We start from the raw sequence: 26,990 nt of genomic DNA, 5'->3' as shown, positions 1-26,990 counted from the left end.
AATATGATCGATCGTCGTTTTCTGGTCGGCGCGCTGGGCGCTTTGCTGGGCCTGACCGCTACCGAAGCGCTGGCCGCAAAGAAGAAAAAACCGGCTGCGAAGAAGACTTCCAAAAAGAGCAAGTCGCGTAAAAAGACACCGAAAACAAAGGCCAGGGCCGCGCCAAGGAAGGCCGCCCCGCCACCCAAGCCCGTTGAGCCGCCGGTGCCCAGCGTGACGCCGCCCGAAGTGGCCGCCGCGCTGAAATCGGCGTTTGATGCGATTCTGCGCGATATGCTGATCGCCTCGCCGGCGCTGGCCACCTATGCGGGACTGGACAAGGGCGAATATGCCGCGTTGAAATCGAAGCTGGACGACCGCAGCGCCGCCGGCCAGGCGGCGCATGTCACGCGGCTGAAGCGGGCGGTCGATCGCCTGAGCGCCATTCCGCGCGATCAATTGGCGGCAACGGACCGGGTGAATTACGATGCCGTGCTGTGGGACAATACCAACCAACTGGCCCTGGCGCGCAATTTCAGCTTTGGCGACAGCGCGCCGTGTGGGGGGCTATGGAGCGGTGGTTTCCCCAATCCCTATGTGGTCAGCCAGCTTTCGGGGTCTTGGCAATATATTCCGGACTTCCTCGACAGCCAGCACACCATTGAAAACGCGGGTGATGCGCAGGCCTATCTCAGCCGGTTAAGCGCTTTTGCGGTCGTGCTCGATCAGGAAACGGCGCGGCTGAAGGCCGATTTCGCGCGCGGTGTGGTGCCACCCGATTTCATAATGAACAAGACGATCGCGGCCCTGACGGCCATGCGCGACACCGATCCGGCGACGTCCGTGCTGGTGACGTCTCTGGCGACGCGCACGGCGGCGAAGGGCGTGGCTGGCGACTGGCAGGCACAGGCCACGGCCATCGTCACCGGACCGGTGAAGGACGCTTTGACGCGCCAGATCGACGCCCTGACGGCGCAGCAAAGCATGGCGAAACATGACGCGGGGGTGCGTTACCTGGGGAATGGCGCCGCCTATTACGACCAGTGCGTGAAGCTCAATACCTCGACAAGCCTGACGGCGAAGGACATCCACACGCTGGGCCTGCAAAAGGTCAGCGAGATCACCGCCGAACTGGAGACGCGCTTCCGGGGGATGGGCCGCACGCAAGGCTCGGTGGGGGAGCGGATGAAGGCGATGTATAAAGACCCGCAATATCTCTATGCCAATGATGACGCCGGCAAGGCGAAGTTGCTTGATGATCTCAACGGCAAGGTGAAGGCCGTGCAGGCCCGCCTGCCGCAGTGGTTCGGCGTGCTGCCGCGGTCCCAGGTGCAGGTCAAGCGTGTGCCGGTGGCGATCGAGGCCGGGGCGCCGGGCGGCTATTACAGTCCGGGCTCGATCGATGGGGCGCGGCCGGGGATGTATTACATCAATCTGCGCGATATTTCGGAACTGCCGAGCTGGACCTTGCCGACCCTGACCTATCATGAGGCCATACCAGGTCACCATTTGCAGGGCACGATCCAGCAGGAGGCGACCGGCCTGCCGCTGCTACGCAAGCTTTCGAGCTTCAATGCCTATGTCGAAGGCTGGGCGCTCTATGCCGAGCAACTGGCCGGCGAGATGGGTATGTATGACAGTGATCCGGCCGGGCGCATCGGTTATCTGCACGACGCCCTGTTCCGCGCCGTGCGGCTGGTGGTCGATACCGGGATACACGCGCAGGGCTGGAGCCGGGAGCAGGCGATCACCTACATGATGGATACCGCCGGCAAGGCGCAGGGCGAGGCGACGGCCGAGGTGGAACGCTATTGCGTGTGGCCGGGCCAGGCGCTGGGTTATATGGTCGGCAAGCTCGAATGGCTGAAGCTGCGCGATGCGGCGAAGGCGAAGCCGGGCTTCGATATCAAGCGTTTCCACGATACCGGCCTCTTGTGCGGCGCCGTGCCGCTGGATGTGCTGGATGATGTTTACAGGGCTGCGGGCCTGATCTGATGAAAAAGGAAAACCCCATGATCAATCGTCGTAATCTGCTGGCCGGAGCCTCGGCCCTGACCGCTGTGGCCGTGACGGCCTGCTCGAAACCGGTCGCCCAGTCCGCCAAAAAGGCCGCCGATCTCAACACGCTTTTCCAGTCGATCTATGACGAGCAGGTGGCCAATTCGCCGATGCTGGCGACCTCGCTCGGCCTCGACAAGGGTAAGCTGGCTGGGCTGAAATCGAAAATCGATCCCGCTACACCGGAAGAGCGGGCGCGGCTGGCGGCCTTCTACGACACGGCGGTCACCAATCTGAAAGCCATCGACCGGACGAAACTGACCAGCATGGACCGCATCAATTACGACACCGTTTTGTGGGATTTCGGCCTGCAATCGGAAGGCTACAAGGCTTACAAATACGGCGACGGCGGCACCTATTGGGGGCCGTATCCGATCACGCAACTGACCGGCAGTTATCAGTACGTGCCGGACTTCCTCGACAGCCAGCATACGGTCGAGAGCAAGGACGACGCCGACGCCTATATGTCGCGCCTGAGCCAGTACGCCACGGTGCTCGATCAGGAGACGGCGCGCTTCAATGCCAGCATCGCCGACGGCATCGTGCCACCTGATTTCGCCCTGCAAAAGGCGATCAGGCAGATGGAAACGCAGCGCGGCACCAAGGCCGATGTGTCGCCGCTGGTGCAGTCGCTGGTCAGGCGCGCCAAGGAAAAGGCCATTGCCGGCGACTGGTCGGCAAGCGCGACCAAGACCTATGAGGACGGCGTGCTGCCGGCGCTCGACCGTCAGATTGCGGCGTTGAAGGCGGCCCTGCCCAAGGCGACACACGACGCCGGCGTCTGGCATATTCCGGGTGGTGACGCACGCTATGCTTTTGGCGTGCGGGCCAATACCTCGACCAATTTCACGCCGGAGGAGGTCCATCAGATCGGCCTCGACAAGGTCAAGGAAATCAACGCCGAGTTGGAAACCATCATGCAGGCGCATGGCATGACCAAGGGCACGACCGGCGAACGCATGGCCGCCATGACGAAAGATCCGAAGTTCATCTATGACAATACCGACGCCGGCAAGGACAAACTGCTGGCCGATCTCAACAAGCAGATCGACGTCGTTTTCGCCAAGCTGCCGCAGTTCTTCGGCGTGCTGCCGAAATCGAAGGTGACGGTGAAGCGCGTGCCGAAGGCGACCGAACTGGGCGCGCCGGGCGGCTATTACATGGGCGCTTCGCTCGACGGATCGCGTCCCGGCGCCTATTACATCAACTTGCGCGATACGGCCGAGGTGCCGTCATGGACCCTGCCGACCCTGACCTATCATGAGGCTATTCCCGGTCACCATATGCAGATTTCGATCCAGCAGGAGAACAAGAACCTGCCCGAACTGCGCAAGATTTCCGGCTTCAACGCCTATATCGAGGGCTGGGCGCTCTATGCCGAACAACTGGCCGGCACCGATATGGGGATGTATGAAAACGATCCGTTCGGCCATATCGGCTATCTGCACGACGCCATGTTCCGCGCCTGCCGCCTGGTGGTCGATACCGGAATGCACGCCAAGCGCTGGAGCCGCGAGCAGGCGATGGACTTCATGAAGACCTATACCGGCGATCTGAATGAGACCGAGATCGAGCGCTATGCCGTCTGGCCCGGCCAGGCGCTGGGCTATATGGTCGGCAAGATCAAGTGGCTGGAGCTGCGTCAGAAGATGCAGGCCAAGGCAGGGGCGGGATTCGATATCAAAAAGTTCCACGATACCGGTCTGCTGGCCGGCGCCGTGCCGCTCGATGTGCTGGAGCAGGTCTATAAGGATGCGGGACTGATCTAGGGTGAAAGAGAGGGCCGGCGTTGCCCGGCCTCTCTTTCACTGGATATTCACGCGCGTTCCGAGGGCGAAGGCGCCCATCGCCGCGTCCCATTTTTGACCTTTCGCGGTGTCGTCTGCATTTGCCAGTCGCGCGGCGAAGCGAGGATCACCCGTAAGCCGGTTGTCAGCATCGGGCAGGGCCAGCCAGACCTCGCGCACACCGGCCGGAAAATCAGTGGGCAGGCTTATCTTCAGCGTTTCAGCCGTATCGGCGCCGGGCAGCCAGCGGCGCGGATCGGCACCCTGGGCTTCCAGGCGCTGGAGGTCCCCGGAGACCGGATCGCGCAGGATGATCTCGACCGGCCGGGCATTATAGATCCGCGCCCAGCCTGAATTGCGGACCAGGATTGAAATCGCCAGATCGCCGCCGCGTTTGGCAAGTTTCGGATGGCTGGCGCTGACCAGGCCGAAGCGGTAGCCCATATGGCTGCGGACCTCGGTCATGCAGCCGCCTTTGGTCCAGTTGTCGTGGAACAGGCGGCGGTAATAGCCATCATTCAGGTAGGTGAGATTGTAGCGCGCGCCCTCGGCCAGGATATCGGTACAGGCGGCGCGGGGAATGGCGCCGGGGTCATCGGCCGGATTGCAGGTCTCGCCGCCGAAGGGACCGGCATCGCCCAGCGCGTCGGTGAACTGCTGCTCGCCGGCGCGGGTGGCCGGGTCTTCCGAATAGGTGCCGACATCGGTCTGGCTGGCCAGGAAACAGTCGTTATGGAAGCCAATGCGGAAATTGTCTTTCAGAGCGGCGGCGACGCCCGGCGGGTTCGGATACCAGTCGCGGATATAGGGCGGATAGCGGAACTGGATGAAGCGCGTCGGCGGCACGGCGTCGAGCAGGGCGTCTTTGATCGCGGTGCGGTTTTCAGGCGTGGTGAGGTTGTTTGACGAGGTGTGCCACTCGCCCCAGGCGCCGATGAAGCCGGCCTGCATGAAGGCGATGACGTCGGCATTGCGATAGAGGAGCGGCTTGAGTTGTGTGAGCTGGCTTTTCACCCGCGCCAGAGGCGCGTCCTGGGCGTCGTGATATTCGGTCTCGCCCTGCGGATAATTATAGGTGGCGCGGACGATCAGCTTGACGCCGGCTGATCGGGCGACGGCGAATCCGGCGTCAAGCCGGTCGAGAAAGGCAGGCGGCAGGTCGACATCACGGTAATCATCGAGATTGATCCGGGCATAAATCAGCCGGTAACCGTCGGCATAGGCCCGCGCCATCTCAGCGGCGTCGAGCGCTTCCAGGCCGGTTGCGGACGCGTGGTAGAAGCCGCGTTCGGGATTGGGAAAATCGGAGTCTGTTGCGGTAAAGGCCGCCTGAACCGCGGAGTCTGGCGCAGGCGGTGGCTCCGCCGGGGATGCCTGCGTGCTGGTGCCGCAGGCGGTCAGGGCCAAAGGCAGGAGAGCCGAAAGCGCCAGAATGCGGCGAGTGCGGGAAAACGCAAACACAGTCATTGATATCTCCCGTGTCACCCGGACCCAGCCGGGTTGTCCTTTTTCTCAGATTAGTCGGCTATAAAAATACTACAAGTTATAAAATGATGCAAAACGAAATAAAAAGAAATAATTCTAGACGCGGTATCTCAAGGTAGCCCCGTTAACGCTAAACCTTCACGGTCCGCTTAGGGTTGGGGTGTAAGATATCCACAGGGGAAAATGGAAACCAGTGGGTTGAGGTAGTAAATGGCCTTGCGTATCAAGGGCTTGCATAGATATTTCTCGGAACGGGCCGGAAGGCTTGGGCACCTGCTGGCGAATGTCAGGTTTGAACTGGCGCTGCTGTGTCTGCTGCTGCTGACTGCCGGCGCCGTTATCTGGCAGGACCAGATTTTGCTGCGCACCACGCGGTTCACACCGGCCAGCACTGTCTCAAACAGTCATCTGATCTTTTCTGATGCCGATTCCGGCGGCAAGACGGTGGTGCAGGGCACCGGACCACTGGCCTGGGCCTGTGATCTGCGCGCCGGCAACCCTTATCCCTATTGTGGTTATGAACTGTTCGTCGATCGCAATCGCGGCACCCACGGGCTGAACCTGACCAATATGCGCACCCTGGCCATCTCCCTGATGTACGAGGGGCAGGCGACGTCGTTCCGGGTGCATCTGAAGAATTTCGACCCGCATTACAGCCGCGCCACCGATGACGACACGCCGAAATATCTGCGCGTGGAGGCCGACACCACGCCCGGCAAGTGGCAGCGGACCAGTTTCGTGCCGGACGATTTCGGCGTGGCCGACTGGTGGCTGCGCAAGTACAAACTGGCCCCGCAGTTCGGCCGGCCGCAGTTCGATAATATCACCTCGATGATCATCGAAACCGGCTCCGAGGCGCCGCTGGGGCCGCACGCCTTCCAGATACGTCAGATCGAGGTGAAGACCGCGATCATGAGCGAGGCGCAATGGTATTCGCTACTGCTTGGCCTTTGGATCATGATGATCGTCGTCTATCTCGGTTACCGGTTCGGCAACCTGCGGCGCGCCCTGCGTGGGCGGCGGACCCTGGAGGCGCTGGCGCTGCGTGAGGCGCAGGCGGCGGCCAACCATGATCATCTGACGAAAATCCTGAACCGGCGCGGCGTGACCGAACGCTTTACGGACCTGAGGAAAGACAGGCGTGAGGCCGCCGTGACCGTGATCCTGATCGATATCGACCATTTCAAGGCGCTGAATGACAGCTACGGCCACGATTATGGCGATCAGGTGCTGGCTGAAATCGCCGGGGTGATCAGTCGCAATGTGCGCGGGGCCGATCTGGTGGCGCGCTGGGGCGGCGAGGAGTTCGTGGTGGTCTGCGCCGGCATCGACCGGCGCGGGGCGCAACGGGTATCGGAAAAGATCCGCGAGTGCATCGAGACCTTCGATTTCGGTGCCTGCGGACAGATTACCGCCAGCTTCGGCATTCACTGGTCGCAGGCATCGGACGCTGAGTTGTCGCAGCTGGTGGCGCTGGCCGATATCGCGCTCTATGCCGCCAAGGCCGGTGGGCGGAACTGTGTCCGTCTGCACCGGCCGACGATGAAGGCGGCTTAATCGCCCGGATAGCGCGGGGCGCCGGTGAGCAGTTCCCACAGACCGCCGAGTGCCCGGCAGAAGGCGCCAAAAGCGAACAGGATCAAAAACACCGTGGCGGCCAGTTCGAGCGGAATGGGCAGGGGCTGGATGAAGAAGGCCTGAATACGCTGGAGGAGGACCTGAACGCTGTCGACCCGGATAGCATTCGCCACCGGTGAGGCGGTCCATATCCACAGCGCGATCGCCAGGCCTGCCAGCCCCATGAAGATGTCGATGACGCCGCGCAGGCGCACGCCGCGGGGCCAGGTCAGGATGACTGTGCCAAACAGGATGAGCGCAAGGGACCACGCCAGAACCGGCCAGTAGACGGCGGCCTTTAGCGCCGGCCAGTCAACATGCGCCAGGGCGCCGGGATCGACGTGCAGGCTGGCGTAATCGACCGGGATCGGGGTCAGGCCGAAGCTTAAGGCGCCCACCCACCACAGGATGAAGACCACGCCGGCGACGATGGCGCTGACGCCGCGACCGGCGGAGGATTGCCGCAGGTTCCAGCCATAATAAGCACCGTAATCGTGTGAAGCAGCTTGCGGACGCGGGGTGCGGGCGGCCATCCAGTCACTGACGTCGGCCCAGTCCCAGGCGGCGAAATCGAGGAAACGCAGGTCGCGGACGCGCCAGGTTTTGAAATAGGCGATGGTGATGCCCTTGCGCTCGATGATCCAGGCGGCGACCGTGGCGAAGCCGATCAGGGTCATGACGCCGGTGATGCCGGAGCCGATCGCGGTGCCGAGGGCCTCGGCGGGATTGGCGCCGGCCATGAGGCGACCGAAGAAGACGAGGGCGGAGATGACGACTTCGAGGATCACCGCCATGCGCACGGCGAAGATCCAGAAGGGATAGAGGGCGGGGCCGACGCTGTATTGCGGTTCGTCGCGGTAGCGCGCGGCCACGACAATCGGATGGCCGAAGTCTCGCAATAGTTGTTCCGTCTCATCAGGCGTGAGCGTGCGGCCCAGTTCGCCTTCCTGGCTCTCGATGCGTGTCAGAATTTCGTCACGCAGTTCGGCGATGATGTCTTCTCGTTTGGCCTTGGGCAGAAGCCGCGATACGGCCCGCAGATAATCTTCCAGCATGTCCATTTTGAACCCCGTTAAACCTTTTCACCTGTTATTTTCTCAAGCGAGGCGCTGATCGCCCGCCATTCTTCGATCAGCCGTTCCAGCATGATCTCACCGGCCGGCGAGAGGATGTAAAACCGCTTTTTGCGCTTTTCCTCTTCACGCCATTCGCTGACCAGAAGCCCTTGGGTCTCCAGGCGGCGCAACAGCGGATAGAGGGTGCTTTCCTCCATATCCAGCCCGTCCTCGGCCAGGGCCTGACGCAGGGTGTAGCCGTAGCGCTCCACCCGAAGCCGGGCGAGGACCGCCAGGCTGAGGGAGCCGCGCCGAAACTCCGCACGCAGGCTCTCAAAAAGGTCGCTTTCGTCCATATAGCTGCGTCTCGTATAGTATGCGTTGTACACTGTATGATCTACAGTATGTGCAATACAGTATGCCTTGTCAAGTGGCGTCCATCCGTTGCTGGTAACCGGCAGTTGTGATATCGTTTGCCGCATAACAGGGGAGCGGAATATGGTCAGGCGCGCGATATCGGGCTTGGTGTTTTTGATGGCTGTCGTGGCGGGACCGGCCATGGCATCCCCCTTCGTCATGCGCATCAATGACACGGTTTATAATGTCGATCCGCGAACCCTGAGCATCGCCGCCCAATTGCCCGATGGCACGGTCGTGGCGGTCATGCCGCCGCTATATCCGGCGCAGGATTTCAAGTTCATCGATGACGGTCCTGACGCCCGTGCGCCTCACTGGACCGATAGCGCCGGTCATGATCTTGTCCTTACGGTGGAAGGCAACGCCCTGCGCCTCAGCATTACGGGAAAGGCCGGGGAAGAGCTGGCCTGGGACCTGCCGCCGACGATGGACGGCACCTGGCTTGTGCCTGATGGTGAGGGCATGGCCTTTACGGTTGATGACCCGTTCTGGAAGGCGGCCTACGCCAACGCGCACTGCATGGGCGGGACCACGGCGCTGTCGTTCCCGGCCTGGAGCTACCTGACCGAAACGAGGGCCGTGACCTATGCCTTGGGCGATGGTCTGCAATCGAAACTGTGCCTGCATGACCAGGCCGGCCTGCAGGGGCAGCTGAAACATGAGTTCGGCCCCGGCGCGGAAAAAATCGAGCTGCTGTTCTCCATCCGGCCGCCGGCGCCGCTGGCGCCGGCGCTGTTCTACCGGGAGGTGCTTAAAGGCCGCGGCCAGTTCAAATCCTTTGCCGACAAGGCGGTGCCGGATCTGCCGCGACTGTTCGGGGCGCCGCACGCCTATGTCTGGGGCGACGGCCGTGATCTGGCCTTTCTCGATGATCTGAAAGCCTTCGGCATAGACCGCATCCTGCTGGCCTATGATCAGGATGAGCGCACCGGCAAATTCGTGGTCACGCCGGATTACCTGAAAAAGGCGGCGGGGATGGGCTATCTGGCGGGGCCGTATGAGTCCTTCGATAACGGCCAACCGGCAGCCACGGCCGACACGCCGGTGGCGATCTGGCCGGGCGATCTCTATCCGAAGGGCTGCGTCATCGAGGCCGACGGCAAACCGAAGACGGGCTTCGCCAATCGCGGCTGTTATATGTCGACCGAGGCGATTGCTCGCTATCCGGGGCCGTTTATTCCCGGCCAGCGCTATGCCCGCCATATCAAGGACGGCGTCAGCCATGTCTTTATCGATGTTGATGCCTTCGGCGACTTCTTCGAGGATCACAGCCCCGATCATCCGATGACCATGGCGCAGGATCGCGCCAATCGCCTGAAGCGGCTGGGTCTGGCGATCAGTGAGTATAAACTGGTGCTGGGGTCGGAAAGCGTCACCGCCTGGGCCACGGGCGTGACCCATTATTCGCACGGCACGGCGCAGGCCCATTCCGCTGCCATCTGGCCGATGCACAAGAATCCGAATTTCGGCGGTTACTGGCCGCCGGAGCGTCCGCCGATGTTTTTCAGGCCCCTGACACCGAGGCCGGACGAGGCGCGGGCGCTGTTTGGGGCGTCGGACCGCCTGCCGCTGTTCGAGGCGGCCTTCCACGACTCTGTGGTGGCGGCCGATCGCTGGGAGTTCGGCCTGATGAAGATCACTGGCGAGGAACGGACGCGTTTCGCCCGGTCGCTGCTCTACGGTACGCCGACCATGTGGAACTTAGATCGCCGCGAACTGGCGCGAGTCGGTCCGTGGCTGAAAGCGGCTGAGGATGATTTCCGGCAGGCGCATGGCGTGGGCGCGCCCGTGGCCCTGACCGGATTTCGCTGGCTCACGCCGGATCGTCTGGTGCAGGAGGCGGCCTATGCCGATGGCCGTGTGCTGATCGCCAATTTCGGAGATGTGGCCTGGCAAGAGCTGGGGCCGGATTGCGTGCGCCTGGCCCTGCCGGGGCAGGTCGCGACCGATCTGTGCCCGCCGGCGGCCCCGTCAGCGTTCAGATAAGCATTTGAATCTATTATGTGTTCTAAAAATGTTCCAAATTGCCTATTAAATTTTGGGAGAACGTATTGCGAACTTGGAACAAATGGGGTACGAATTGGCCTTCACGAGAATGAAAACAGGCCCCGCGGGCGGGGAATCGTGACATAGGAGGGTTTGGTTATGTCATCTCAGGCGGTATTGAAATTGGTAGGCAAGAACGAAGGTGAAAAGCAGCGCGCTCTGGAAGCGGCGCTGGCGCAGATTGATCGCGCATTCGGCAAGGGGTCGGTGATGACCCTCGGCAAGAACGGCAAGATCGCGGATATCGAAGCGGTGTCTACCGGTTCGCTCGGCCTCGACATGGCGCTGGGTATCGGCGGCCTGCCGAAGGGCCGGGTCATTGAAATCTACGGCCCGGAATCGTCGGGTAAAACCACGCTGGCCCTGCATACGGTGGCTGAAATCCAGAAAGAGGGCGGCACGGCGGCGTTTGTCGATGCCGAACACGCGCTCGATCCCAGTTATGCACAACGCCTGGGCGTCAATCTCGACAGTCTTTTGGTGTCGCAGCCGGATAACGGCGAACAGGCGCTCGAAATCACCGATACGCTGGTGCGTTCCGGCGCCGTTGATATTATCGTCATCGACTCGGTGGCGGCCCTGACGCCGCGTGCTGAAATTGAAGGCGACATGGGCGACAGCCTGCCCGGCCTGCAAGCCCGTCTGATGTCGCAAGCCCTGCGCAAGCTGACCGGTTCGATCTCGAAGTCGAAGTGTATTGTCATCTTCATCAATCAGATCCGCATGAAGATCGGCGTCATGTACGGTTCGCCGGAAACGACGACCGGTGGCAACGCCCTGAAATTCTACGCATCGGTCCGCCTCGATATCCGCCGCACCGGCGCCATCAAGGTGCGTGACGAGAACATCGGCAACAGCGTCAAGGTCAAGGTGGTCAAGAACAAGATCGCCCCGCCGTTCCGCGAGGTTGAGTTCGATATCCTGTTCGGTCAGGGTATCTCAAAGATCGGTGAAATCATCGACCTCGGCGTCAAGGCCGGCATCGTCGAGAAATCAGGCTCCTGGTATTCCTACAACTCGACCCGCATCGGTCAGGGCCGCGATAATGCGCGCGACTTCCTCAAGGCCAATCCGGATATGTGCAACGAGATCGAAAAGGGCATCCGCAACAAGTCGGTTGTGCTGGCTGAGGAACTGCTCGGCACGCCGGAACCGGACGCCAATGAGGGTGATGAGTCGTTATAAGTCACTTGGCTGAGCGGGCATCCAAACCCATCGCCCGATCGACTGATGAAGAAGACGCCCCGCAAAGGGCGTCTTTTTTGTTACGCGGTTTGCGGTAGAGGCAAAAAGATAGCCCTGACGCCGCAAAGGCCTTTGCGCTTGGCGTTAAGCCTCTCTATATACAAGCCCTTATTTGATCTTACCTCGAACTGAAGCAGACCATGCCGTCCTTGAACCAGATACGTCAGACCTTCCTCGATTATTTTGCCAAGCAGGGCCATGAGGTCGTTTCCTCTTCGTCGCTCGTGCCGCATAACGATCCGACCCTGATGTTCACCAATGCGGGCATGGTGCAGTTCAAGAACGTGTTTACCGGCGCGGAAACGCGGCCCTATAATCGCGCCACCACCTCGCAGAAATGCGTGCGGGCCGGCGGCAAACACAACGACCTCGATAATGTCGGCTATACGGCGCGTCACCACACCTTCTTCGAAATGCTCGGCAATTTCTCCTTCGGCAACTATTTCAAGGCCGAGGCGATCGAATTCGCCTGGAACCTGATGACGAAGGACTATGGCCTCGACAAGAACCGCCTGATGGCGACCGTCTATATCGATGACGACGAAGCCTTCGACCTGTGGAAGAAGATCGCCGGCCTGCCGGACTCGAAGATCGCCCGTATCGCCGGTTCGGATAATTTCTGGTCGATGGGCGATACCGGTCCATGCGGCCCCTGTACCGAAATCTTCTATGACCACGGCGACCATATCTGGGGCGGTCCTCCGGGCACGCCGGAAGAAGATGGTGACCGTTTCGTCGAAATCTGGAACCTGGTTTTCATGCAGTTCGACCAGTCGGCCGATGGCACACGCACCCGCCTGCCGAAGCCGTCGATCGATACCGGCATGGGGCTTGAGCGCGTCGCCGCCGTGCTCCAGGGCGTCCACAACAATTACGACATCGACCTGTTCCAGACCCTGATCAAGGCCAGCGTCGATGCCACCGGCGTCAAGGCCGAGGGCGACAACCTGCCGTCGCACCGCGTTATCGCCGACCACCTGCGTTCGTCGTCCTTCCTGATCGCCGATGGGGTGACCCCGTCAAACGAAGGCCGTGGCTATGTCCTGCGCCGCATCATGCGCCGCGCCATGCGCCATGCCTATCTGCTCGGTGCGCAGGAACCGCTGCTGCACAAGCTGGCGCCTACTCTGGTCGCTGAAATGGGCGGTCACTATGGCGAATTGAAACGCGCCGAAGCCAGCATCATCGATACCCTGCGCCAGGAGGAAGAACGCTTCCGCCGCACGCTCGGCCGTGGCATGACCCTGCTTGACGAGGCGACGCGCGACCTCCATTCCGGCGACATCATGAACGGCGAAACCGCTTTCAAGCTGTATGACACTTACGGTTTCCCGCTAGACCTGACGCAGGACGCCATTCGCGGCAAGGGCCTGACCGTCGATACGGCCGGCTTCGACACCGCCATGCAGGCGCAAAAGGCGCGCGGCCGCGAGAACTGGACCGGTTCGGGCGAAAAGGCCCAGGCCGCTGAATGGTTCACTATCAAAGATTCGGTCGGGGCTTCGGAATTCGTTGGGTATGAGCATCTGGAAGCGCAGGCCCATGTGCAGGCGCTGGTGCTCGATGGCGAGCAGGTCAAGGAAGCCCTGGCTGGTGATACGGTTGAGGTCGTTTTCGAAAAGACTCCTTTCTATCCGGAAGGCGGCGGACAAGCGGGCGATACCGGCACGGTCGAACTGCTGCATGGCCAGGGCGTCATCAGGGACACTTATCGCCAGGCCGGCGAATTGATCGTCCATCAGCTTGAGATCACCGAAGGTACGCTGAAGATCGGCGACAAGGTGGAACTGAAGGTGGATGGTCATAAGCGCCAGACGACGCGATCGAACCACTCGGCGGCGCACCTGCTGCACGCCGCGCTCAAGCATGTGCTTGGGCCGCATGTGGCACAGAAGGGCCAACTGGTCGACGCCGACCGGATGCGCTTCGATTTCAGCCACGGCGCGCCGCTGACGGATGCCGAGATTGCGCGCATCGAAGCCGAGGTCAACGCCGTGATCCTGCAAAACCAGGCCGCTTCCACCAAGCTGATGTCGCCGGAAAAGGCGATCGAAGCCGGCGCCGTGGCGCTGTTCGGTGAGAAGTACGGCGATGAAGTGCGCGTGCTGGCCCTGGGCCATGCGCTCGAAGGTGACGGCGACTATTCGGTCGAACTGTGCGGCGGCACGCACGTTTCGCGCACTGGCGATATCGCCCTGTTCAAGATCATTTCCGAAGGCGGTGTGGCCGCCGGGATTCGCCGTATCGAGGCCCTTACAGGCGAAGCGGCGCGTCAGTATCTGCTGGGGCAGGCGGGTGTCGCTACGGCGCTGGCCGATCAGTTCAAGGTGCCGGTCAATCAGGTCGAGGCGCGGGTCGAGGCGCTGATGGCGGAACGCAAGCGTCTGGAAAAGGAACTCACCGAAGCCAAGCGCGCGCTGGCGGTTGGTGGCGGCGGCGCAGCCTCCGGTCCGGAAGAGATCAACGGCACGAAGGTGATCGCCCGCGTGCTCGAAGGCGTTGGCGGCAAGGACCTGCGACCTCTGGCTGAAGACTTCAAGAAATCGCTCGGCAGCGGCATCGTGGCGCTGGTCGGCAAGCTGGATGGCAAGGCGGCGGTGACAGTGGCGGTGTCGCCTGACCTGACGGCGAAATACAACGCCGCCGAACTGGCCAAGGCGGCGGTCATCGCTATGGGCGGTCAGGGCGCCGGCGGCAAGGCCGATTTCGCACAGGGCGGCGCGCCGGATGATAGCCAGGCGGATGCCGGAATCGCGGCGGTTAAAGCGCTCATCTGACACATAGCGTCCTTACTTTACATGCTATAACCCTGCATCTGGTTTTGGATGCAGGGTTTTTCATATGAACAGACTATCCGGCAAGATCACCCTTATCACCGGGGCGGCCAGCGGGATCGGCGGCGCCATCGCCGAGGCCTTCGTGGCCGAGGGCGCGCGCGTCATTATCAGCGACATCAATGCGGCGACCGGCGAGGCGAGGGCGGCGGCGCTGGGTGAAGACGCGTACTTCATGCGCCATGACGCCACCGACGAAGCCCAATGGGCGGCAGTCATGGGCAAAATCATGGCGGAACATGGCGGGTTGGATGTGCTGGTCAACAACGCCGGCATCACCGGCACGGAAGGCGGGCATCCGCACGATCCGGAACATACCAGCCTCGAAGACTGGCATCAGGTGATGCGGATCAATCTCGACAGCGTGTTCCTGGGGTGCAAGCACGCGATCCAGGCAATGCGCGCCACCGGCCGGGGCGGGTCGATCATCAATATGTCAAGCCGGTCCGGGCTGGTCGGCGTGCCGAAGACCGCCGCCTATGCGGCCAGCAAAGCGGCGATCCGCAATCACAGCAAGACGGTGGCGCTCTATTGCGCTGAGCAAAATCTCGGCATCCGCTGCAATTCGCTCTATCCGGCCTCGATCCGCACGCCGATGTGGGAGGCGATGATCGATGGCGCGGACGATGAAAAGCGGCTGCTGGCAAATATGCCGCTTCATCGCTTCGGCCGGCCGGACGAAGTGGCCGCCGTGGCGATTTTGCTGGCGTCGGACGAGGCGACCTATATCACCGGCTCGGAATTCAATATCGACGGCGGCATACTGGCGGGTACGGCGACGTCGCCGAAGTAGCCTAGCCGTGCGCGAGGATCAGGGCGAGCGCGGAGAGCGTGAACAGGCTGATCAGGGTCGATTGCGCCACGGACTTGGCGGCGCCCTGAAACCACAGGCCGTACATTTTCGACTGGATGAAGACGCTGACCGCTGTGGGGGTGGCCGACAGGAAGACGAAGACGCGGAAGGTCAGCGGATCGACGTGCAGAAGCGTCAGCGCGATGGCGACGAGGGCCGGGGCCAGCAGGATCTTGCCCGCGATAGCGGCGATGCTGGTGGCGTCGGGCCGGATCAGATTAGCGGCCGGCATCAGGCCCAACATGCCGCCCAGCGCCACGAGCGCCACCGGCGGGCCGGACTTACCGAGGATATCGAGCGCGTTTTCGATGGCCGGCGGGAAGTGGAAGCCGATCAGCATACAGAAAACGCCGATCAACGAGCCGATGACGGTCGGGTTTCTCGCCGTATGGGCCAGGGCCGCCGTGATGGTTTTGCCGGAGGCCTTGGCCAGGCCGGCACAGCCGAGGCTGAACAGAATCAGGAAATCGGCGGCCACGACCAGAGGACCGGTTTGCGAAACGGCTGTGCCAAACAGGCTGAGGGCGATGGGGATGCCGAGAAAGGCCGAATTGTTGATGAAACCGGCCATGCCGGCGGCGATCGAATCGTCCTTGCGGCCCTTGAACAGCCGGGCCATGACGATAACGATGATGGCGGTCAGGACCATTGCGGCGAGATAGGCCAGCAGGGGCGCGGTCATTGCGTCAGGAAAATGCGGCAGTTTGGCGAAGCTGACCACCAGCCAGCAGGGAAAGGCCAGCCAGTAGAAATAGGCTGACAGCCCATCGAGTCCCTGAGCGTTCAGGCGTTTCAGCTTCACTAAAAGAGCGCCGAGGCCGATAAAGGCGAAGAAGACCAGGACGCGGATCAGGGTGTCTATCATCCGCTCAGGCTATAAGGGATTTACGGGGAAAAGAAAGTCAGAACCCCCACCACCCCGCCGCAAGCGCGGCGCGGTCCTCCTCCCCAGTGAACTGGGGAGGTATAAGGACGGGTCAGCCCGCCGGGGTTTCGGGTTTGGGTTCCATATCCGGCGTGGGCAGGCCGATATGGACCAGTTGCCAGTGGGTCAGGCCGTGGCGCTCGAAGGTGAAGGTGGTTGTGCCGCGCACGTCGTCGGTCACCGTCAGGCGGGCGCGTTCCAGGCTGAAAAAGGCCGTCTTGGGCGAGGGCGGTTTGCCTTCATATTGCGATAGATCGAAGGTATTGGCGTCCTTGGCTGTGCCATAGGTCAGACCGAGCAATGCCTTGGGCGTCAGGTATGAATTGGCGTCGATGACTGGCTTCAATGGCGTTTTGGGCGCGTTGGGGTTGACCAGTTCATTGAACGCCTTGCCGACGGAATCGGCGACGCCCTTGATGGCGCTGCCGGTGGCGCCGACCGGATCATTGAGGGCTGAGGGGACGGGCGCGGAGATGCCTTCGTCGCCGGCCAGAAGCTGGGTTTTCAGGCTGGTGCGGACGGAATTGAAGTCGATCAGCTTGGCGAGGGATTCGATGTCCTGACTCTTGCAGGCGCTGCGAATGTCATAAAACGAAATGATCGGCGCGGCGTAGAACAGACCTGCGGCGGCGGCGATGATGACGATCAGTAAAAAACCAAAGATTCTCGACACAGTATATTCCCCCTGGAGACCGCGTTAACCTTTTTAGCACGGGGATTTTCGTTTGTCGCCTGTTGGCTTCGCCGAACTTCGTCACGTGTGGTTCGTGGTCAATCTACTTCCCCTGCCAGACCTGGGGGTGATCGGTCAGGTATTGGATATAGAAATCGGCCACTTTTGCATCGGCGCGGGTGGAGGGATGGCCGTTGCAGCCGATCTTGTCCAGTTCCGGCAGGGTGACGCGATCGATCCTCGTATCGCCGGCGGCCTTGATGGCGGCGAACACATCGTCCGTGCCGCCGCTATAGCCTGCGCCGCGCGCCGGCGGGGTGGCCAGGATGATGAAGGCCTCCGGATTGCGGGCATGAATGGTTTGTACGAAGGCGGTGTAGGTTTTGACGTAATCAGCACGCAGATTGGCTTCGTTGCCCCAGGGTTCATCGGGCCTGACGGGCGTGGAGAAGTCATTGCCGCCAATGCCGATGACAATAACCTGCGGATGCCAGTCGGGTTGGCTGGCGGGTGTCGGATCGTCGAAGAGGACGCGATCGTAGAGCATCGGCATATGGTATTTCGGATGCTCGCGGCCGTCGTAATTGCGCACCATGCCGAGACCGGAGAAGGCGTTGATCTGGTAATCGGCATCGAAATGTTTCGCGGTCAGCGGGCCGAAGCCTTGCTGTGAGTCCGTGGTCTCGAAGATTTCCTCAGGTGTGCATTGGGAAAAGGCCGAGGTATTGCCGTAGCCGACGGTCAGGCTGTCGCCAATAAATTCGATCTGGCGGGGATGATGCGATGGCTGAAGAACATCGTCCTTTTGCGGAACGCTAAAACCTAAAAAGTGGCCGGTCGCGTATTGCGTTTCCGAACGCTTTTCCACGCGGATCGCATGTTCGCCATCATTTGCACGGATGGTTATGGCTTTATTTCCTGGCTTGCGGACCACCATAATTAGATGGTCATCCAGAACGACATTGAAGTTGCTGTTCTCGTCGTTGAACCGAATTTCAATCTGTGTACCGCTGAATCGCGATTCGAAATAAACCGCAGGCCATTGATAGCTGTTGTCTTCGGAACCAGAGGTGGTTCGCCCGCCTATATGTACGGGCAGGCTATATCCGGCATGTGGTTGCAGGGAAGTAGCGGCAGCAGGTATTGCTAAGACGCTTGCAAGTGCAGCCAGCCCGATGGATTTCCACATGTTTTCGCTCCCGTTTTGGCGATAGTGGCCATTGTCAGGGAAGAAAGCAAGACACCCCACCACCACGCGCCAAGTGGCCCGTGGTCCCCCTCCCCACCAAAGGTGGGGAGGTACAAAATTTGGGGCGTACGTCACCAGAGGTCGGGGCGGGCCTCGATAAAAGCGATCAGGCTGGCGGCCACCTGGGCTTCATCCGCCGTGGTCGGGTGCCAGTCGCAGCCGCCGAAACTTAAGTTATTCATCGGTATGAAATCGATTCGGCTCTCTCCCGCAGCGCGCAGGGCGGCCAGCACCTTCTTCACCTCGGACTGGATCTCGCCATTGGCCTGATCCGTGGCCATCAGGATGAAGTAGGCGCCGGGGTTTTTAGCGCGCAAATCCTGCACGAACTGAACATAGGTCTGCTCATAATCGCTGTGTAGTTCGTCACGCGTGGTCCAGACCTCGCCACCGTGGAGCGGGGTGGTGAAATCGTTGGTGCCAAGGCCGATGACGATGATCTGCGGGGTCCAGTCAGCGGTTTCGACGATCTCATGGGCGACGGTATAGGGATAGGCCTGCGGCAGGTGCAGGCCTTCGCCGCCATTATAATTGCGCACGATTCCGCGGCCGGAAATGGCGTTGATGCGGTAATCAGCGTTGAAGTGTTTGGCGGTGAGGGGACCAAAGGCCAGTTGCGTATTGGTGGTGGCCCAGACCTGTTCGCCGGGGCAGGTGCGGGTGGGGGAGGTATTGCCGTAGCCGACCGTATAGGAATCACCGATGAACTCGATTTCGCGCGATGAGGATGCGGGGGCGGGGCGGACGGCGGCGGGATCGGAGACGAAGAAGCCGGTGAATTGCGCCGGGGTTTCGGCGGCTTCGGTCAGTTTTTCGGCGCGGATGGTGTGTTCGGTATCGGCGAAGGGACTGAGCACGATATCGCCTTCACCGGGGCGGTCGGGTGTGGCGACCTTTTGGCCATCGACATAGACATTGAATTTATTGACGGAATCCTTGAGGCGCAGATGGACTTCGGTGCCCTTGAAACGGGCCTCGAAATAGGCGCCCGGCCATTGGTGCGTATAGCCCTGCGCCGGATCATCGGCACTGACCGCCACCACGCGCCCGCCGACATGCAGGGGAAGGGCGTAACCGACCGGCGTGCCGGCGAAGGCGGGCGCAGCCAGGAAAGCGAGCAGGAGCGGTAGGGCAAGGCGCATCTATTTCCCCTGCCAGACTTCGGGATGGGCATCGATCCAGGCGACCAGTTCGTCGCTGACCTTGCGGTCGTCATTCGTATCGGGGTGATAGTCGCAGCCGCCGAAGTTCAGGCCGTTCATGGGCAGGAAGGTGATGCGGGTTTCACCGGTGGCCTGGATGGCGGCCAGGGCCTTTTTAGCTTCCGACTGGATTTCACCGTCCACCTGGTCGGTGGCCATCAGGATAAAGTAGGCGTCTGGATTCTGGGCGCGCAGGGATTGCACGAACTTCACGTAGGTCGCCTCGTAATCGGCGTGGAGGTCTTCGCGGGTCTTCCACTTTTCGCCGTCATGCAGCGGTGTTGTGAAATCGTTGGTGCCAAGGCCGATTACGATAATCTGAGGCTTCCAGTTCCAATCTGGGGCATCATAAGACGTCTTGCCGTCGTAAAGGGTGTAGGGATATAGGGCTGGCAAGGAATCGCCGATGAAGCCACCATAGTTGCGCACCATGCCACGCCCGGAGAAGGCGTTGATCTGGTAATCGGCCCTGAAATGCTCTGCAGTCACGGGGCCGAAAGCCTTCGAGGTATCCGTTGTGGCCCAGATTTCATCCTTGTTGCATTGACGCTTGCCGGCGGTATTGCCGTAGCCGACTGTGTAGGAATCGCCAATAAACTCTATCTGGCGATCGCTCGGATTCCAGTGCGGTGCTGTTTCACCCTTGCCAGCCGGGACGAAAAAGCCGTTGAAAGCGGTCGGCGCGCCCTGATTCTCACTGAACTTTTCGAGTAATATGTCATGAAGCTGGTTATGGAGCCCTGAGATACGATAATCCTGCTTGCTGGGTTTACTGATGATGGTGATTTCAGCGCCATCGATGAAAAGTCTGTATTGATCGGCAGGATCATCGAAGCTTAAGGTCACTTCACTTCCGTTGAAGACGGCATGCCAATAAACGCCTGGCCAGGAATGCAGCCAGCTTTTTGGAGCATCATCCATCAGATTGGGAGTTCCATCCAGGGCTTTCGGCTCAACACGCCCTTTCACGCGTGTGTCGAGTTGCATCATGCCTTTGGTGACGAGGTGATTGCCGGACGTGACTGATTGTGCGTGAGCCGTGCTCACCATCAGTAATCCAGCCAATATTATTCCAGCCCGCATACGCATCGTCCCAACTCCATTATTATTATGGATGGACTATTTCAGGGTGCGCCAAAGGCGTCAAGATCGCGGACTATTTACCCTGCCATAGTTCGGGATGGGCGTCTATATATTCGATCAGGCTGTCGCTGATGCGTTTGTCATCGGTGGTATTGAGGTGCCAGTCGCAGCCTGTCAGGGCAAAGCCGCTGCCGACATCGAGCGCCGCCACACGGGTTTCGCCGACGGCGTTCAGGCGTGTGATGACCTCGGCAATGGCGGCGACGACCCGGTCCTCGCCATAGTCCATCATGATAAAGCGGGCGTCGGGATGGCTGGCGCGGACCTGCTGAACGAAGGCGACGTAAGATTCGATGTAATCGTTGGTGAGGGCGTCTTCACTGGCCCATTTTTCACCAGCGTGAACGGGGGTTGAGAAATCATTGCCGCCAAGCGCGATGACGACGATGGCCGGGTTCCATTGGGGATTATTGTAGGGATGGACGGTTTCATCCTCGATCAGAGCCGAGCGGTACAGCAGCGGCATGTTACGCTTCGGCGCCACGCCATTGTAATTGCGCACAATGCCGATACCGGAATAGGCATTGATCTGATAATCGGCGTTGTAATGTTTGGCGGTCAGCGGGCCGAAGGCTTGTTGCGTATCGGTTGTGGCCCAGATTTCATCCTGGGTGCATTCGCGTTTCGGCGAGGTATTGCCATAACCGGCCGTATAGGAATCGCCGATAAATTCGATCTGGCGGGTGCGGGGGGCAGGCCAGCGGAAGTCTTCATTCGGGCCGATCCACATATTGCCGAACGTGCCGACCGTGTCCTGCGATTCGTCGTTTTTCTCGATGCGGAGGCGATGCCAGCCCTGGGCCAGGCCGCTCAGGCGATAGACCTTATCGCCCGGTTTGATGACTTTCGCGGCGGTCTCGCCATCGATGAGGACGGTGAAAGCATCCGTCGTGTTGTCGAAACGGATCAGAATTTCGGGGCCGCCGAACTCGGCCTCGATATAGGTGCCGGGCCACTGAAAGCTGATCGGCAGGTCATCATCCAGAGATGCTTTGCCGGCGAGGACCGACGCGAGGGCATCGGCGTTGGAATAGCGGCCGTGGATCGACTGCGCGACTTTGATGTAGTCGGCAGGCACTTGCGGGAGGGTTTCGAGTTTCGGTGGTGCGGCGTATGCGCCGGTGGCCAGCAGGCCCGTCAATATCAGTCCCGCCCAGATGCGCATGTTACCTGCTCCGTTATTGTTATGGGATGGACTATTTCAGGGGGAGGGGAGAGCGTCAAGGTGGCATGGGATTGCCTCCTCCGCCAGCGACACCAGCCCTGCGGGCTTAGCACTGACACCTCCCCCGCTTTGCAGGGGAGGAGAAAGAAAAAGCCGCCGCATCGGTGAGGGTGCGACGGCTTTGTGAAAAGTAAGAAACCCCACCACCACGCCCATGAAGAATGGGCGCGGTCCCCCTCCCCGACAAGTCGGGGAGGTATAATGGGACTAAGCGGCGAGGGCCTTGTTGAGGTTTTCGCTGATCTTGTCGAGGAAACCCTCGGTCGTCAGCCAGCCTTGCGATGGGCCGACCAGAAGCGCCAAATCCTTGGTCATGAAGCCGGCTTCGACCGTATCGACGCAGACTTTTTCCAGGGTTTCGGCGAAGCGGTTCAGTTCGGCGTTGTCGTCGAGCTTGGCGCGGTGCTTCAGGCCTTGCGTCCAGGCGAAGATCGAGGCCATCGAGTTGGTCGAGGTGGCTTCGCCCTTCTGGTGCTGGCGATAGTGGCGGGTAACGGTGCCGTGGGCGGCTTCGGCTTCCATGATCTTGCCATCGGGCGTGACCAGGGCCGAGGTCATCAGGCCCAGCGAGCCGTAGCCTTGCGCCACAGTGTCGGATTGCACGTCGCCGTCATAGTTCTTACAGGCCCAGACGAAACCGCCGGACCACTTCAGCGCCGAGGCCACCATGTCGTCGATCAGGCGGTGCTCGTAGGTCAGGCCCAGTTCTTTATACTTCGCGGCGTATTCGGCTTCGAAGATCTCAGCGAAGATATCCTTGAAGCGGCCGTCATAGGCTTTCAGGATGGTGTTCTTGGTCGAGAGATAGACCGGATAGTTGCGCGAAATGCCGTATTCGAACGAGGCGCGGGCGAAATCGCGGATCGAAGCGTCGAGATTGTACATGCCCATGGCCACGCCGGCGCCGGGGAACTGGAACACTTCGTATTCCTGCACCTTGCCGTCATCGCCTTCGAACTTCATGGTCAGCTTGCCGGGGCCGGGGACGAGGAAGTCAGTGGCCTTGTACTGGTCGCCGAACGCATGGCGGCCGACGACGATCGGCTGGGTCCAGCCGGGAACCAGGCGCGGGACGTTCTTGCAGATGATCGGCTCACGGAAGACAACGCCGCCCAGGATGTTGCGGATGGTGCCGTTCGGCGACTTCCACATCTTCTTGAGGCCGAATTCCTTCACGCGGGCTTCATCGGGCGTGATGGTGGCGCACTTGACGCCGACGCCGCAGGCGGCAATGGCGTTGGCGGCCTCGATCGTCACCTTGTCGTCGGTGGCGTCGCGGTTTTCCATGCCGAGGTCGAAATACTGGAGATCGATGTCGAGATAGGGGTGGATCAGCTTGTCCTTGATCCACTGCCAGATGATGCGGGTCATTTCGTCGCCGTCGATATCGACGACCGGGTTCGCCACCTTGATTTTAGCCATTACGGAGTCCTTTTCCAAACGGGAGCTGACCGGAGGACGCACAGGGTCGGACCGGTCGCTAACGGCAGGTGCTATAGCGGAAAAGGCGGGCGGCGCAAAACGGTAAATTGGGTGGCAGAAAAGTGGCCCGGCGCTTGCATTGCCCCTGCGTAAACAACAGTGAGGTGCCGAAATGAACACGCAAGCCTATGACGTCCCCAAGCATCTGGAATGGGTGGATACCGCCCGCGCCCTGGCCCTGTTGCCGCTGGCTCTGGTCGTGCTGGGTTTTCTGGCGATCCGCGAATACTGGTAAGCGCCAGACTCCTACGGTTCGTCGAGCATATCTCCCAGGGCATCGAGTTTTTGCGCCCAGGGTGAGCGCCGCGCCGCCAGCCAGTCGGCCAGAGTGTCAAGGCCGGGTTGGGCCAGCGCGCAGGTGCGCACCCGTCCGGTCTTCTGCGTCGTGATCAGGCCGGCCGCTTCGAGAATGGCGAGGTGCTGGCCCACGGCGGTCAGGCTCATGGCGTAGGGTTCGGCCAGTTTGGAGACGGACAGGGGCGCGTCGGTCAGGCGCTCGACCATATCGCGGCGGGTGGCGTCACCGAGCGCCTGAAAAACTTTGGCGGTGTCGATCAAAGCGTGTCCGCCACCTGGTCGAGCAGCTTGGTCCAGCCGTGCTGGCGCATTTCCGAGCCGTCGGAATTTTCGAAGAAAGCGCCCTGATGCGTCAGGATCAGTTTGGTGCCATCGCCTTCAGTCAGGAATTCGAAGGTGAGCAGGGCGCCGGAAAATGGCGTGCCGTTCATCGCCATATTGGAGCCGATAACGATGCGGCTATCCGGTACGATATCGAGATAAAGGCCGTCACTGGTCATTTTCGCGCCCTCGAAAGGTGTGTCGGCGCCCATGACATAGCCGGCGAATTCGCGGCCGCCGATTTTGAAATCCAGGGTGAAGTCAGACATCTCCTGCCGGCCGCCACTCAACCAGCGCGACTTTTGGGCGGGATCGGAAAAGGCCGCAAAAACGGCAGATGGCGGCTTGGGGTAGGTCTTTTCGACGATAAAGGTGTGATGAACGACGGGCTGGGACATGGGTTTGCCTTTCTGACAGTGAAGTCCAAGCTTCAGTATTGGTCTGTCGAAAATAATAGTCAAGTTAAAACTTTAGTGTTCATCGTTTGACGCAGAATGGCCACGCGCTATAAGCGCCTTTATGAGCGAAAACCTTCCCTGCATTATCCTCGACCGGCCGCAGATGGCCGAGAACATCGGCGCCGTGGCGCGGGTCATGGGCAATTTCGGCCTGAGCGAGCTGCGTCTGGTGGCGCCGCGTGACGGCTGGCCGCAGGAAAAGGCCTGGGCGATGGCGTCGGGGGCGCAATGGCCGCTCGATGGCGCCAAGGTCTATGCCACGGTCGAAGAAGCGACGGCCGATTTGCAGGTGGTTTATGCCACGACGGCGCGTAACCGCGAGGTCAATCTGCCGGTGATTACGCCGCGGGAATGCGCCGCGGATGGCATGGAAAAGGCGCGGCAAGGCCTGAAGACCGGGTTGCTGTTCGGCGCCGAGCGCACCGGTCTGGAAACGCACGATCTCATTCACGCGCATTATATTGTCACCATTCCGGTCGATCCGCGCTTTTGGTCGCTCAATCTGGCGCAGGCGGTCAATATCGTCGCCTATGAATGGCGGTTGCAGATCATGGATGCGCCCAAGGCCGATTTCACCAAAAACCAGGACCCGCCGGCCGAGATGAAGCATCTGGTCGGGCTGTATGAGCATCTGGAAGGCGAGCTGGATATCTCCGGTTTCTTCTTCCCGGCGGCCAAGCGGCCTTCGATGGTGCGCAATCTGCGCTCGTCGCTCAATCGCGCCAACCTGACCGAACAGGAAATCCGCACCTGGCGCGGCGTCGTGACCGCCCTGACCAAGGGCCGGGGGCGCGTTCTCGCGCGGTTGGCTAAGGAAAAAGCGGAGAAGGGCGAATAATGCTGTATCTGGCGATCAAGGCTTTGCTGTCGGGCATCATTATTGCGGCGGTGTCGGAGATCGCCAAGCGCTGGCCGGGATTCGGCGCGCTGGTCGCCTCACTCCCGCTGATCTCGATATTGGGGATGCTGTGGCTGTGGCGCGATACCAAGGACATCGCACGCATGGCCGCTCACGCCGAGGGGACGTTCTGGTTCGTGCTGCCCTCCCTGCCGATGTTCCTGCTGATTCCGTTCCTGCTGCGCCGGGGCGTCGGCTTTTATCCAGCGCTGCTCAGTGGCTGCGTGTTAACGATTGCGCTATATACCGGGATGGTGTTTTTTGGACCGCGCTTCGGGCTAAGACTGTAAAGGCGGGACTTTCAGAAGGGGCAATCATGGCCGGTATCGAACTTTACGCACCCCGCACCGTGCGGCATCGCCGGACCTGGACCTGGGCGGTGATCGCGCTGGGGCTGATTTTCGCTATTTTGGGGCCGATTCTGGCCATGTTCCCCTATATCGTCAAAATGATCATGGCAGGTATAGCGGCCGGTGCGAGTGGGGGACCGGCGCCGGCGCCGGATCCGGCCTTGCTCGATCCGCCGGTGACGGTGCTGATTGTCAGCTATATATTGAATGTCGCCTTTATCTTCGTGTGGGTGAAGTGGTTCGAGCGCCGGGATCTGGATGCGATCGGCTTCAATGCCAGGGGGCTGTTGCGCTTCGGTCGGGGGTATCTGTGCGGCTGCGCTTTTCTGGTGGCGGTGGTGGGTGGCATCTGGTTGTGCGGCGGCTATCAGATACAAAGCGCCGGTTTCTGGAGCGCGCCGACATTGGCGGCAGTCCTGCCGATCCTGCTCTATATGGTCATGTTCATTATTCAGGGGGCCAGCGAGGAAATCTGGATGCGCGGCTGGCTGATGGGGCTGGTGTCGTCGCGCCACGGCATTATCTGGGGCGTGGTGATCAACTCGGTCGTCTTCGGTCTTTTGCACGCCGGCAATATCAAGCCGTCGCCTGAGATGTTTGCCGGAGTGGTCAATGTGGCGCTGTTCGGCGTCTTTATCAGCCTCTATGCGCTGAATGAGCGCTCGTTGTGGGGCGTTTGCGGCTGGCACGCGGCGTGGAACTGGCTGCTGGGAATCGGTTTTGGCCTGGAAGTCAGTGGCATGAAGCTGAAAGTCGCGCCGCTGGTGGTCGATCTGATGGATAAGCCGGGCGCGCCCTGGTGGCTGAGTGGCGGGAGCTGGGGACCGGAAGCCAGTATTTTCACGACAGTGATCCTGTCGGGCGGGATCGCCTGGCTGGTCTGGAAAGGGGCGCTGAAGCCTGTAAATGGCTATCCTGTGCCACTCAAGGGCGCCGAAGAGGCGTTTTAGTCCGTGTTCTGTGTATAAACGGCGTTATATGAGAAAAGTCGCCGATCTGTGTTGACTCATGGAGGAGGGGTGGTTAGAAGCCGCCCTCCCGACGACGATAACGTCTCACGGCGACGACAAAAACTACAGGAAACTGTAGGAATTAGAGTCCCTTAAGGCACTATCAGAGACGGGCGCCGGCCGGTGTTTTTGCCGAATTTCGCAACTGCAAAATTCTTTGAAAAACTTGGTTGACATGGGGTTGGTGGTTCGATTAGAAGCGCCGCTCTGGTTGTTCTGGGAAGCTTCGGTTTTCTGGGATGGCGGGTTGGGTTTTGGTTTTTAAGTTGTTGAAAAACTTTTTAAAAATAAAGGCTTGACTGAGAATTTGGATCGGCTATAAGCGCCGCTCCGCTGACGAGGCCCTCCGGTTTTACTGGAAAGTTTCGGCGGCAGCCGGTG

General features: G+C 60.7%; 23 protein-coding genes. 11 read left to right on the top strand and 12 right to left on the bottom strand.

The genetic code is table 11. The annotated features are described in order from the left end of the window. Positions 1 to 3: 3 nt before the first annotated feature. Together VL130_RS17535 and VL130_RS17530 are read left to right on the top strand one after the other, a co-directional pair. A complete protein-coding gene (locus VL130_RS17535; RefSeq protein WP_325364940.1) occupies positions 4 to 1,974 on the top strand; it encodes a DUF885 domain-containing protein in 1,971 nt (656 codons plus the stop codon). 17 nt (positions 1,975 to 1,991) lie between these two features. Continuing rightward, entirely contained in the window at positions 1,992 to 3,806 is a 1,815-nt protein-coding gene (locus tag VL130_RS17530; protein ID WP_325364938.1) for a DUF885 domain-containing protein, read from the top strand. Between the two features lie 36 nt (positions 3,807 to 3,842). Here VL130_RS17530 and VL130_RS17525 read toward each other — a convergent pair whose 3' ends face one another. Continuing rightward, positions 3,843 to 5,291 (bottom strand): DUF4832 domain-containing protein, encoded by a 1,449-nt coding sequence (locus VL130_RS17525; protein WP_325364936.1) that lies wholly within the window; start codon positions 5,289 to 5,291, stop codon positions 3,843 to 3,845. A gap of 228 nt (positions 5,292 to 5,519) precedes the next feature. On the opposite strand from VL130_RS17525, the gene VL130_RS17520 reads away from it, so the two are divergent. Then, positions 5,520 to 6,866, top strand: coding sequence for a GGDEF domain-containing protein (locus tag VL130_RS17520; protein WP_325364934.1), 1,347 nt, complete (start codon positions 5,520 to 5,522; stop codon positions 6,864 to 6,866). Here VL130_RS17520 and VL130_RS17515 read toward each other — a convergent pair. Both VL130_RS17515 and VL130_RS17510 read right to left on the bottom strand, forming a co-directional pair. Beyond that, positions 6,863 to 7,987, bottom strand: a complete 1,125-nt coding sequence (locus VL130_RS17515; protein ID WP_325364932.1) for an HAAS signaling domain-containing protein — start codon at positions 7,985 to 7,987, stop codon at positions 6,863 to 6,865. The two genes, VL130_RS17520 and VL130_RS17515, sit on opposite strands and share 4 nt — an antisense overlap. 11 nt (positions 7,988 to 7,998) lie before the next feature. Next, positions 7,999 to 8,337 (bottom strand): PadR family transcriptional regulator, encoded by a 339-nt coding sequence (locus VL130_RS17510; RefSeq protein WP_325364992.1) that lies wholly within the window; start codon positions 8,335 to 8,337, stop codon positions 7,999 to 8,001. Positions 8,338 to 8,539: 202 nt separating this feature from the next. On the opposite strand from VL130_RS17510, the gene VL130_RS17505 reads away from it, so the two are divergent. From VL130_RS17505 to VL130_RS17490, 4 genes are all read left to right on the top strand, one after another. Beyond that, on the top strand, positions 8,540 to 10,384 hold the full coding sequence (locus VL130_RS17505; protein WP_325364931.1) for a glycoside hydrolase: 1,845 nt from the start codon (positions 8,540 to 8,542) through the stop codon (positions 10,382 to 10,384). Positions 10,385 to 10,543: 159 nt separating this feature from the next. Then, positions 10,544 to 11,629 carry a recombinase RecA gene (recA, locus tag VL130_RS17500; protein WP_325364928.1) on the top strand — a complete coding sequence of 362 codons (1,086 nt, stop codon included), beginning with the start codon at positions 10,544 to 10,546 and terminating at the stop codon, positions 11,627 to 11,629. A gap of 200 nt (positions 11,630 to 11,829) precedes the next feature. Continuing rightward, positions 11,830 to 14,466, top strand: a complete 2,637-nt coding sequence (alaS, locus tag VL130_RS17495) for an alanine--tRNA ligase (RefSeq protein WP_325364926.1) — start codon at positions 11,830 to 11,832, stop codon at positions 14,464 to 14,466. Between the two features lie 64 nt (positions 14,467 to 14,530). Then, positions 14,531 to 15,316 carry a glucose 1-dehydrogenase gene (locus VL130_RS17490; protein ID WP_325364924.1) on the top strand — a complete coding sequence of 262 codons (786 nt, stop codon included), beginning with the start codon at positions 14,531 to 14,533 and terminating at the stop codon, positions 15,314 to 15,316. Position 15,317: 1 nt separating this feature from the next. Here the strand turns inward: VL130_RS17490 and VL130_RS17485 are convergent, their stop codons facing one another. From VL130_RS17485 to VL130_RS17455, 7 genes are all read right to left on the bottom strand, one after another. Continuing rightward, a complete protein-coding gene (locus tag VL130_RS17485) occupies positions 15,318 to 16,241 on the bottom strand; it encodes an AEC family transporter (protein ID WP_325364922.1) in 924 nt (307 codons plus the stop codon). Positions 16,242 to 16,353: 112 nt separating this feature from the next. Further along, entirely contained in the window at positions 16,354 to 16,974 is a 621-nt protein-coding gene (locus tag VL130_RS17480) for a DUF2939 domain-containing protein (RefSeq protein ID WP_325364920.1), read from the bottom strand. A 103-nt stretch (positions 16,975 to 17,077) separates the two neighbouring features. Next, entirely contained in the window at positions 17,078 to 18,163 is a 1,086-nt protein-coding gene (locus VL130_RS17475; protein WP_325364918.1) for an SGNH/GDSL hydrolase family protein, read from the bottom strand. A 131-nt stretch (positions 18,164 to 18,294) separates the two neighbouring features. After that, complete coding sequence (locus tag VL130_RS17470; RefSeq protein ID WP_325364917.1) at positions 18,295 to 19,365, bottom strand: SGNH/GDSL hydrolase family protein; 1,071 nt, start codon at positions 19,363 to 19,365, stop codon at positions 18,295 to 18,297. Next, positions 19,366 to 20,475 (bottom strand): SGNH/GDSL hydrolase family protein, encoded by a 1,110-nt coding sequence (locus VL130_RS17465; RefSeq protein ID WP_325364915.1) that lies wholly within the window; start codon positions 20,473 to 20,475, stop codon positions 19,366 to 19,368. It abuts the gene before it with no gap. A 106-nt stretch (positions 20,476 to 20,581) separates the two neighbouring features. Further along, the gene (locus tag VL130_RS17460; RefSeq protein WP_325364913.1) at positions 20,582 to 21,733 is read right to left on the bottom strand and encodes an SGNH/GDSL hydrolase family protein; all 1,152 of its coding nucleotides are present in this window, start codon (positions 21,731 to 21,733) and stop codon (positions 20,582 to 20,584) included. A 267-nt stretch (positions 21,734 to 22,000) separates the two neighbouring features. Then, the gene (locus VL130_RS17455) at positions 22,001 to 23,215 is read right to left on the bottom strand and encodes an NADP-dependent isocitrate dehydrogenase (protein WP_325364911.1); all 1,215 of its coding nucleotides are present in this window, start codon (positions 23,213 to 23,215) and stop codon (positions 22,001 to 22,003) included. A gap of 172 nt (positions 23,216 to 23,387) precedes the next feature. Here VL130_RS17455 and VL130_RS17450 point away from each other — a divergent pair, with 172 nt between their 5' ends. Continuing rightward, positions 23,388 to 23,510 (top strand): hypothetical protein, encoded by a 123-nt coding sequence (locus VL130_RS17450; RefSeq protein ID WP_325364909.1) that lies wholly within the window; start codon positions 23,388 to 23,390, stop codon positions 23,508 to 23,510. A gap of 11 nt (positions 23,511 to 23,521) precedes the next feature. Here VL130_RS17450 and VL130_RS17445 read toward each other — a convergent pair whose 3' ends face one another. After that, positions 23,522 to 23,833: a metalloregulator ArsR/SmtB family transcription factor gene (locus tag VL130_RS17445; protein WP_325364907.1), complete on the bottom strand. Its 312-nt coding sequence runs from the start codon at positions 23,831 to 23,833 to the stop codon at positions 23,522 to 23,524. Then, positions 23,830 to 24,291 (bottom strand): SRPBCC domain-containing protein, encoded by a 462-nt coding sequence (locus VL130_RS17440; protein ID WP_325364905.1) that lies wholly within the window; start codon positions 24,289 to 24,291, stop codon positions 23,830 to 23,832. The genes VL130_RS17445 and VL130_RS17440 overlap by 4 nt, the downstream gene beginning before the upstream one ends. Positions 24,292 to 24,412: 121 nt before the next feature. On the opposite strand from VL130_RS17440, the gene VL130_RS17435 reads away from it, so the two are divergent. Genes VL130_RS17435 through VL130_RS17425 form a run of 3 tightly spaced genes read left to right on the top strand, consistent with a single transcriptional unit; the run spans position 24,413 to position 26,549 of the window. Further along, the gene (locus VL130_RS17435; protein WP_325364904.1) at positions 24,413 to 25,189 is read left to right on the top strand and encodes an RNA methyltransferase; all 777 of its coding nucleotides are present in this window, start codon (positions 24,413 to 24,415) and stop codon (positions 25,187 to 25,189) included. Then, positions 25,189 to 25,539: a DUF3147 family protein gene (locus tag VL130_RS17430; RefSeq protein WP_325364902.1), complete on the top strand. Its 351-nt coding sequence runs from the start codon at positions 25,189 to 25,191 to the stop codon at positions 25,537 to 25,539. The genes VL130_RS17435 and VL130_RS17430 overlap by 1 nt, the downstream gene beginning before the upstream one ends. Positions 25,540 to 25,565: 26 nt before the next feature. Beyond that, positions 25,566 to 26,549, top strand: coding sequence for a CPBP family intramembrane glutamic endopeptidase (locus VL130_RS17425; protein ID WP_325364900.1), 984 nt, complete (start codon positions 25,566 to 25,568; stop codon positions 26,547 to 26,549). Positions 26,550 to 26,990: the final 441 nt, after the last annotated feature.

Origin of the sequence: Asticcacaulis sp. (genome assembly GCF_035497195.1) — a bacterium.
In the GTDB taxonomy this organism is placed as follows: Bacteria; Pseudomonadota; Alphaproteobacteria; order Caulobacterales; family Caulobacteraceae; genus Asticcacaulis.
The sequence above is the reverse complement of the archived record's forward strand: the minus strand, read 5'-3'. Positions and strand labels throughout refer to the sequence as shown.

What these genes read in the sequence shown, in the direction of transcription:
- VL130_RS17485 (WP_325364922.1), bottom strand. Translation starts at nt 16,241, where the DNA reads ATGATAGACACCCTGATCCGCGTCCTGGTCTTCTTCGCCTTTATCGGC.
- VL130_RS17430 (WP_325364902.1), top strand. Translation starts at nt 25,189, where the DNA reads ATGCTGTATCTGGCGATCAAGGCTTTGCTGTCGGGCATCATTATTGCG.
- VL130_RS17455 (WP_325364911.1), bottom strand. Translation starts at nt 23,215, where the DNA reads ATGGCTAAAATCAAGGTGGCGAACCCGGTCGTCGATATCGACGGCGAC.
- alaS (WP_325364926.1), top strand. Translation starts at nt 11,830, where the DNA reads ATGCCGTCCTTGAACCAGATACGTCAGACCTTCCTCGATTATTTTGCC.
- VL130_RS17515 (WP_325364932.1), bottom strand. Translation starts at nt 7,987, where the DNA reads ATGGACATGCTGGAAGATTATCTGCGGGCCGTATCGCGGCTTCTGCCC.
- VL130_RS17450 (WP_325364909.1), top strand. Translation starts at nt 23,388, where the DNA reads ATGAACACGCAAGCCTATGACGTCCCCAAGCATCTGGAATGGGTGGAT.
- VL130_RS17440 (WP_325364905.1), bottom strand. Translation starts at nt 24,291, where the DNA reads ATGTCCCAGCCCGTCGTTCATCACACCTTTATCGTCGAAAAGACCTAC.
- VL130_RS17505 (WP_325364931.1), top strand. Translation starts at nt 8,540, where the DNA reads ATGGCATCCCCCTTCGTCATGCGCATCAATGACACGGTTTATAATGTC.
- VL130_RS17475 (WP_325364918.1), bottom strand. Translation starts at nt 18,163, where the DNA reads ATGTGGAAATCCATCGGGCTGGCTGCACTTGCAAGCGTCTTAGCAATA.
- VL130_RS17490 (WP_325364924.1), top strand. Translation starts at nt 14,531, where the DNA reads ATGAACAGACTATCCGGCAAGATCACCCTTATCACCGGGGCGGCCAGC.
- VL130_RS17525 (WP_325364936.1), bottom strand. Translation starts at nt 5,291, where the DNA reads ATGACTGTGTTTGCGTTTTCCCGCACTCGCCGCATTCTGGCGCTTTCG.
- VL130_RS17425 (WP_325364900.1), top strand. Translation starts at nt 25,566, where the DNA reads ATGGCCGGTATCGAACTTTACGCACCCCGCACCGTGCGGCATCGCCGG.
- VL130_RS17535 (WP_325364940.1), top strand. Translation starts at nt 4, where the DNA reads ATGATCGATCGTCGTTTTCTGGTCGGCGCGCTGGGCGCTTTGCTGGGC.
- VL130_RS17510 (WP_325364992.1), bottom strand. Translation starts at nt 8,337, where the DNA reads ATGGACGAAAGCGACCTTTTTGAGAGCCTGCGTGCGGAGTTTCGGCGC.
- VL130_RS17470 (WP_325364917.1), bottom strand. Translation starts at nt 19,365, where the DNA reads ATGCGCCTTGCCCTACCGCTCCTGCTCGCTTTCCTGGCTGCGCCCGCC.
- VL130_RS17465 (WP_325364915.1), bottom strand. Translation starts at nt 20,475, where the DNA reads ATGGTGAGCACGGCTCACGCACAATCAGTCACGTCCGGCAATCACCTC.
- recA (WP_325364928.1), top strand. Translation starts at nt 10,544, where the DNA reads ATGTCATCTCAGGCGGTATTGAAATTGGTAGGCAAGAACGAAGGTGAA.
- VL130_RS17520 (WP_325364934.1), top strand. Translation starts at nt 5,520, where the DNA reads ATGGCCTTGCGTATCAAGGGCTTGCATAGATATTTCTCGGAACGGGCC.
- VL130_RS17460 (WP_325364913.1), bottom strand. Translation starts at nt 21,733, where the DNA reads ATGCGCATCTGGGCGGGACTGATATTGACGGGCCTGCTGGCCACCGGC.
- VL130_RS17530 (WP_325364938.1), top strand. Translation starts at nt 1,992, where the DNA reads ATGATCAATCGTCGTAATCTGCTGGCCGGAGCCTCGGCCCTGACCGCT.
- VL130_RS17435 (WP_325364904.1), top strand. Translation starts at nt 24,413, where the DNA reads ATGAGCGAAAACCTTCCCTGCATTATCCTCGACCGGCCGCAGATGGCC.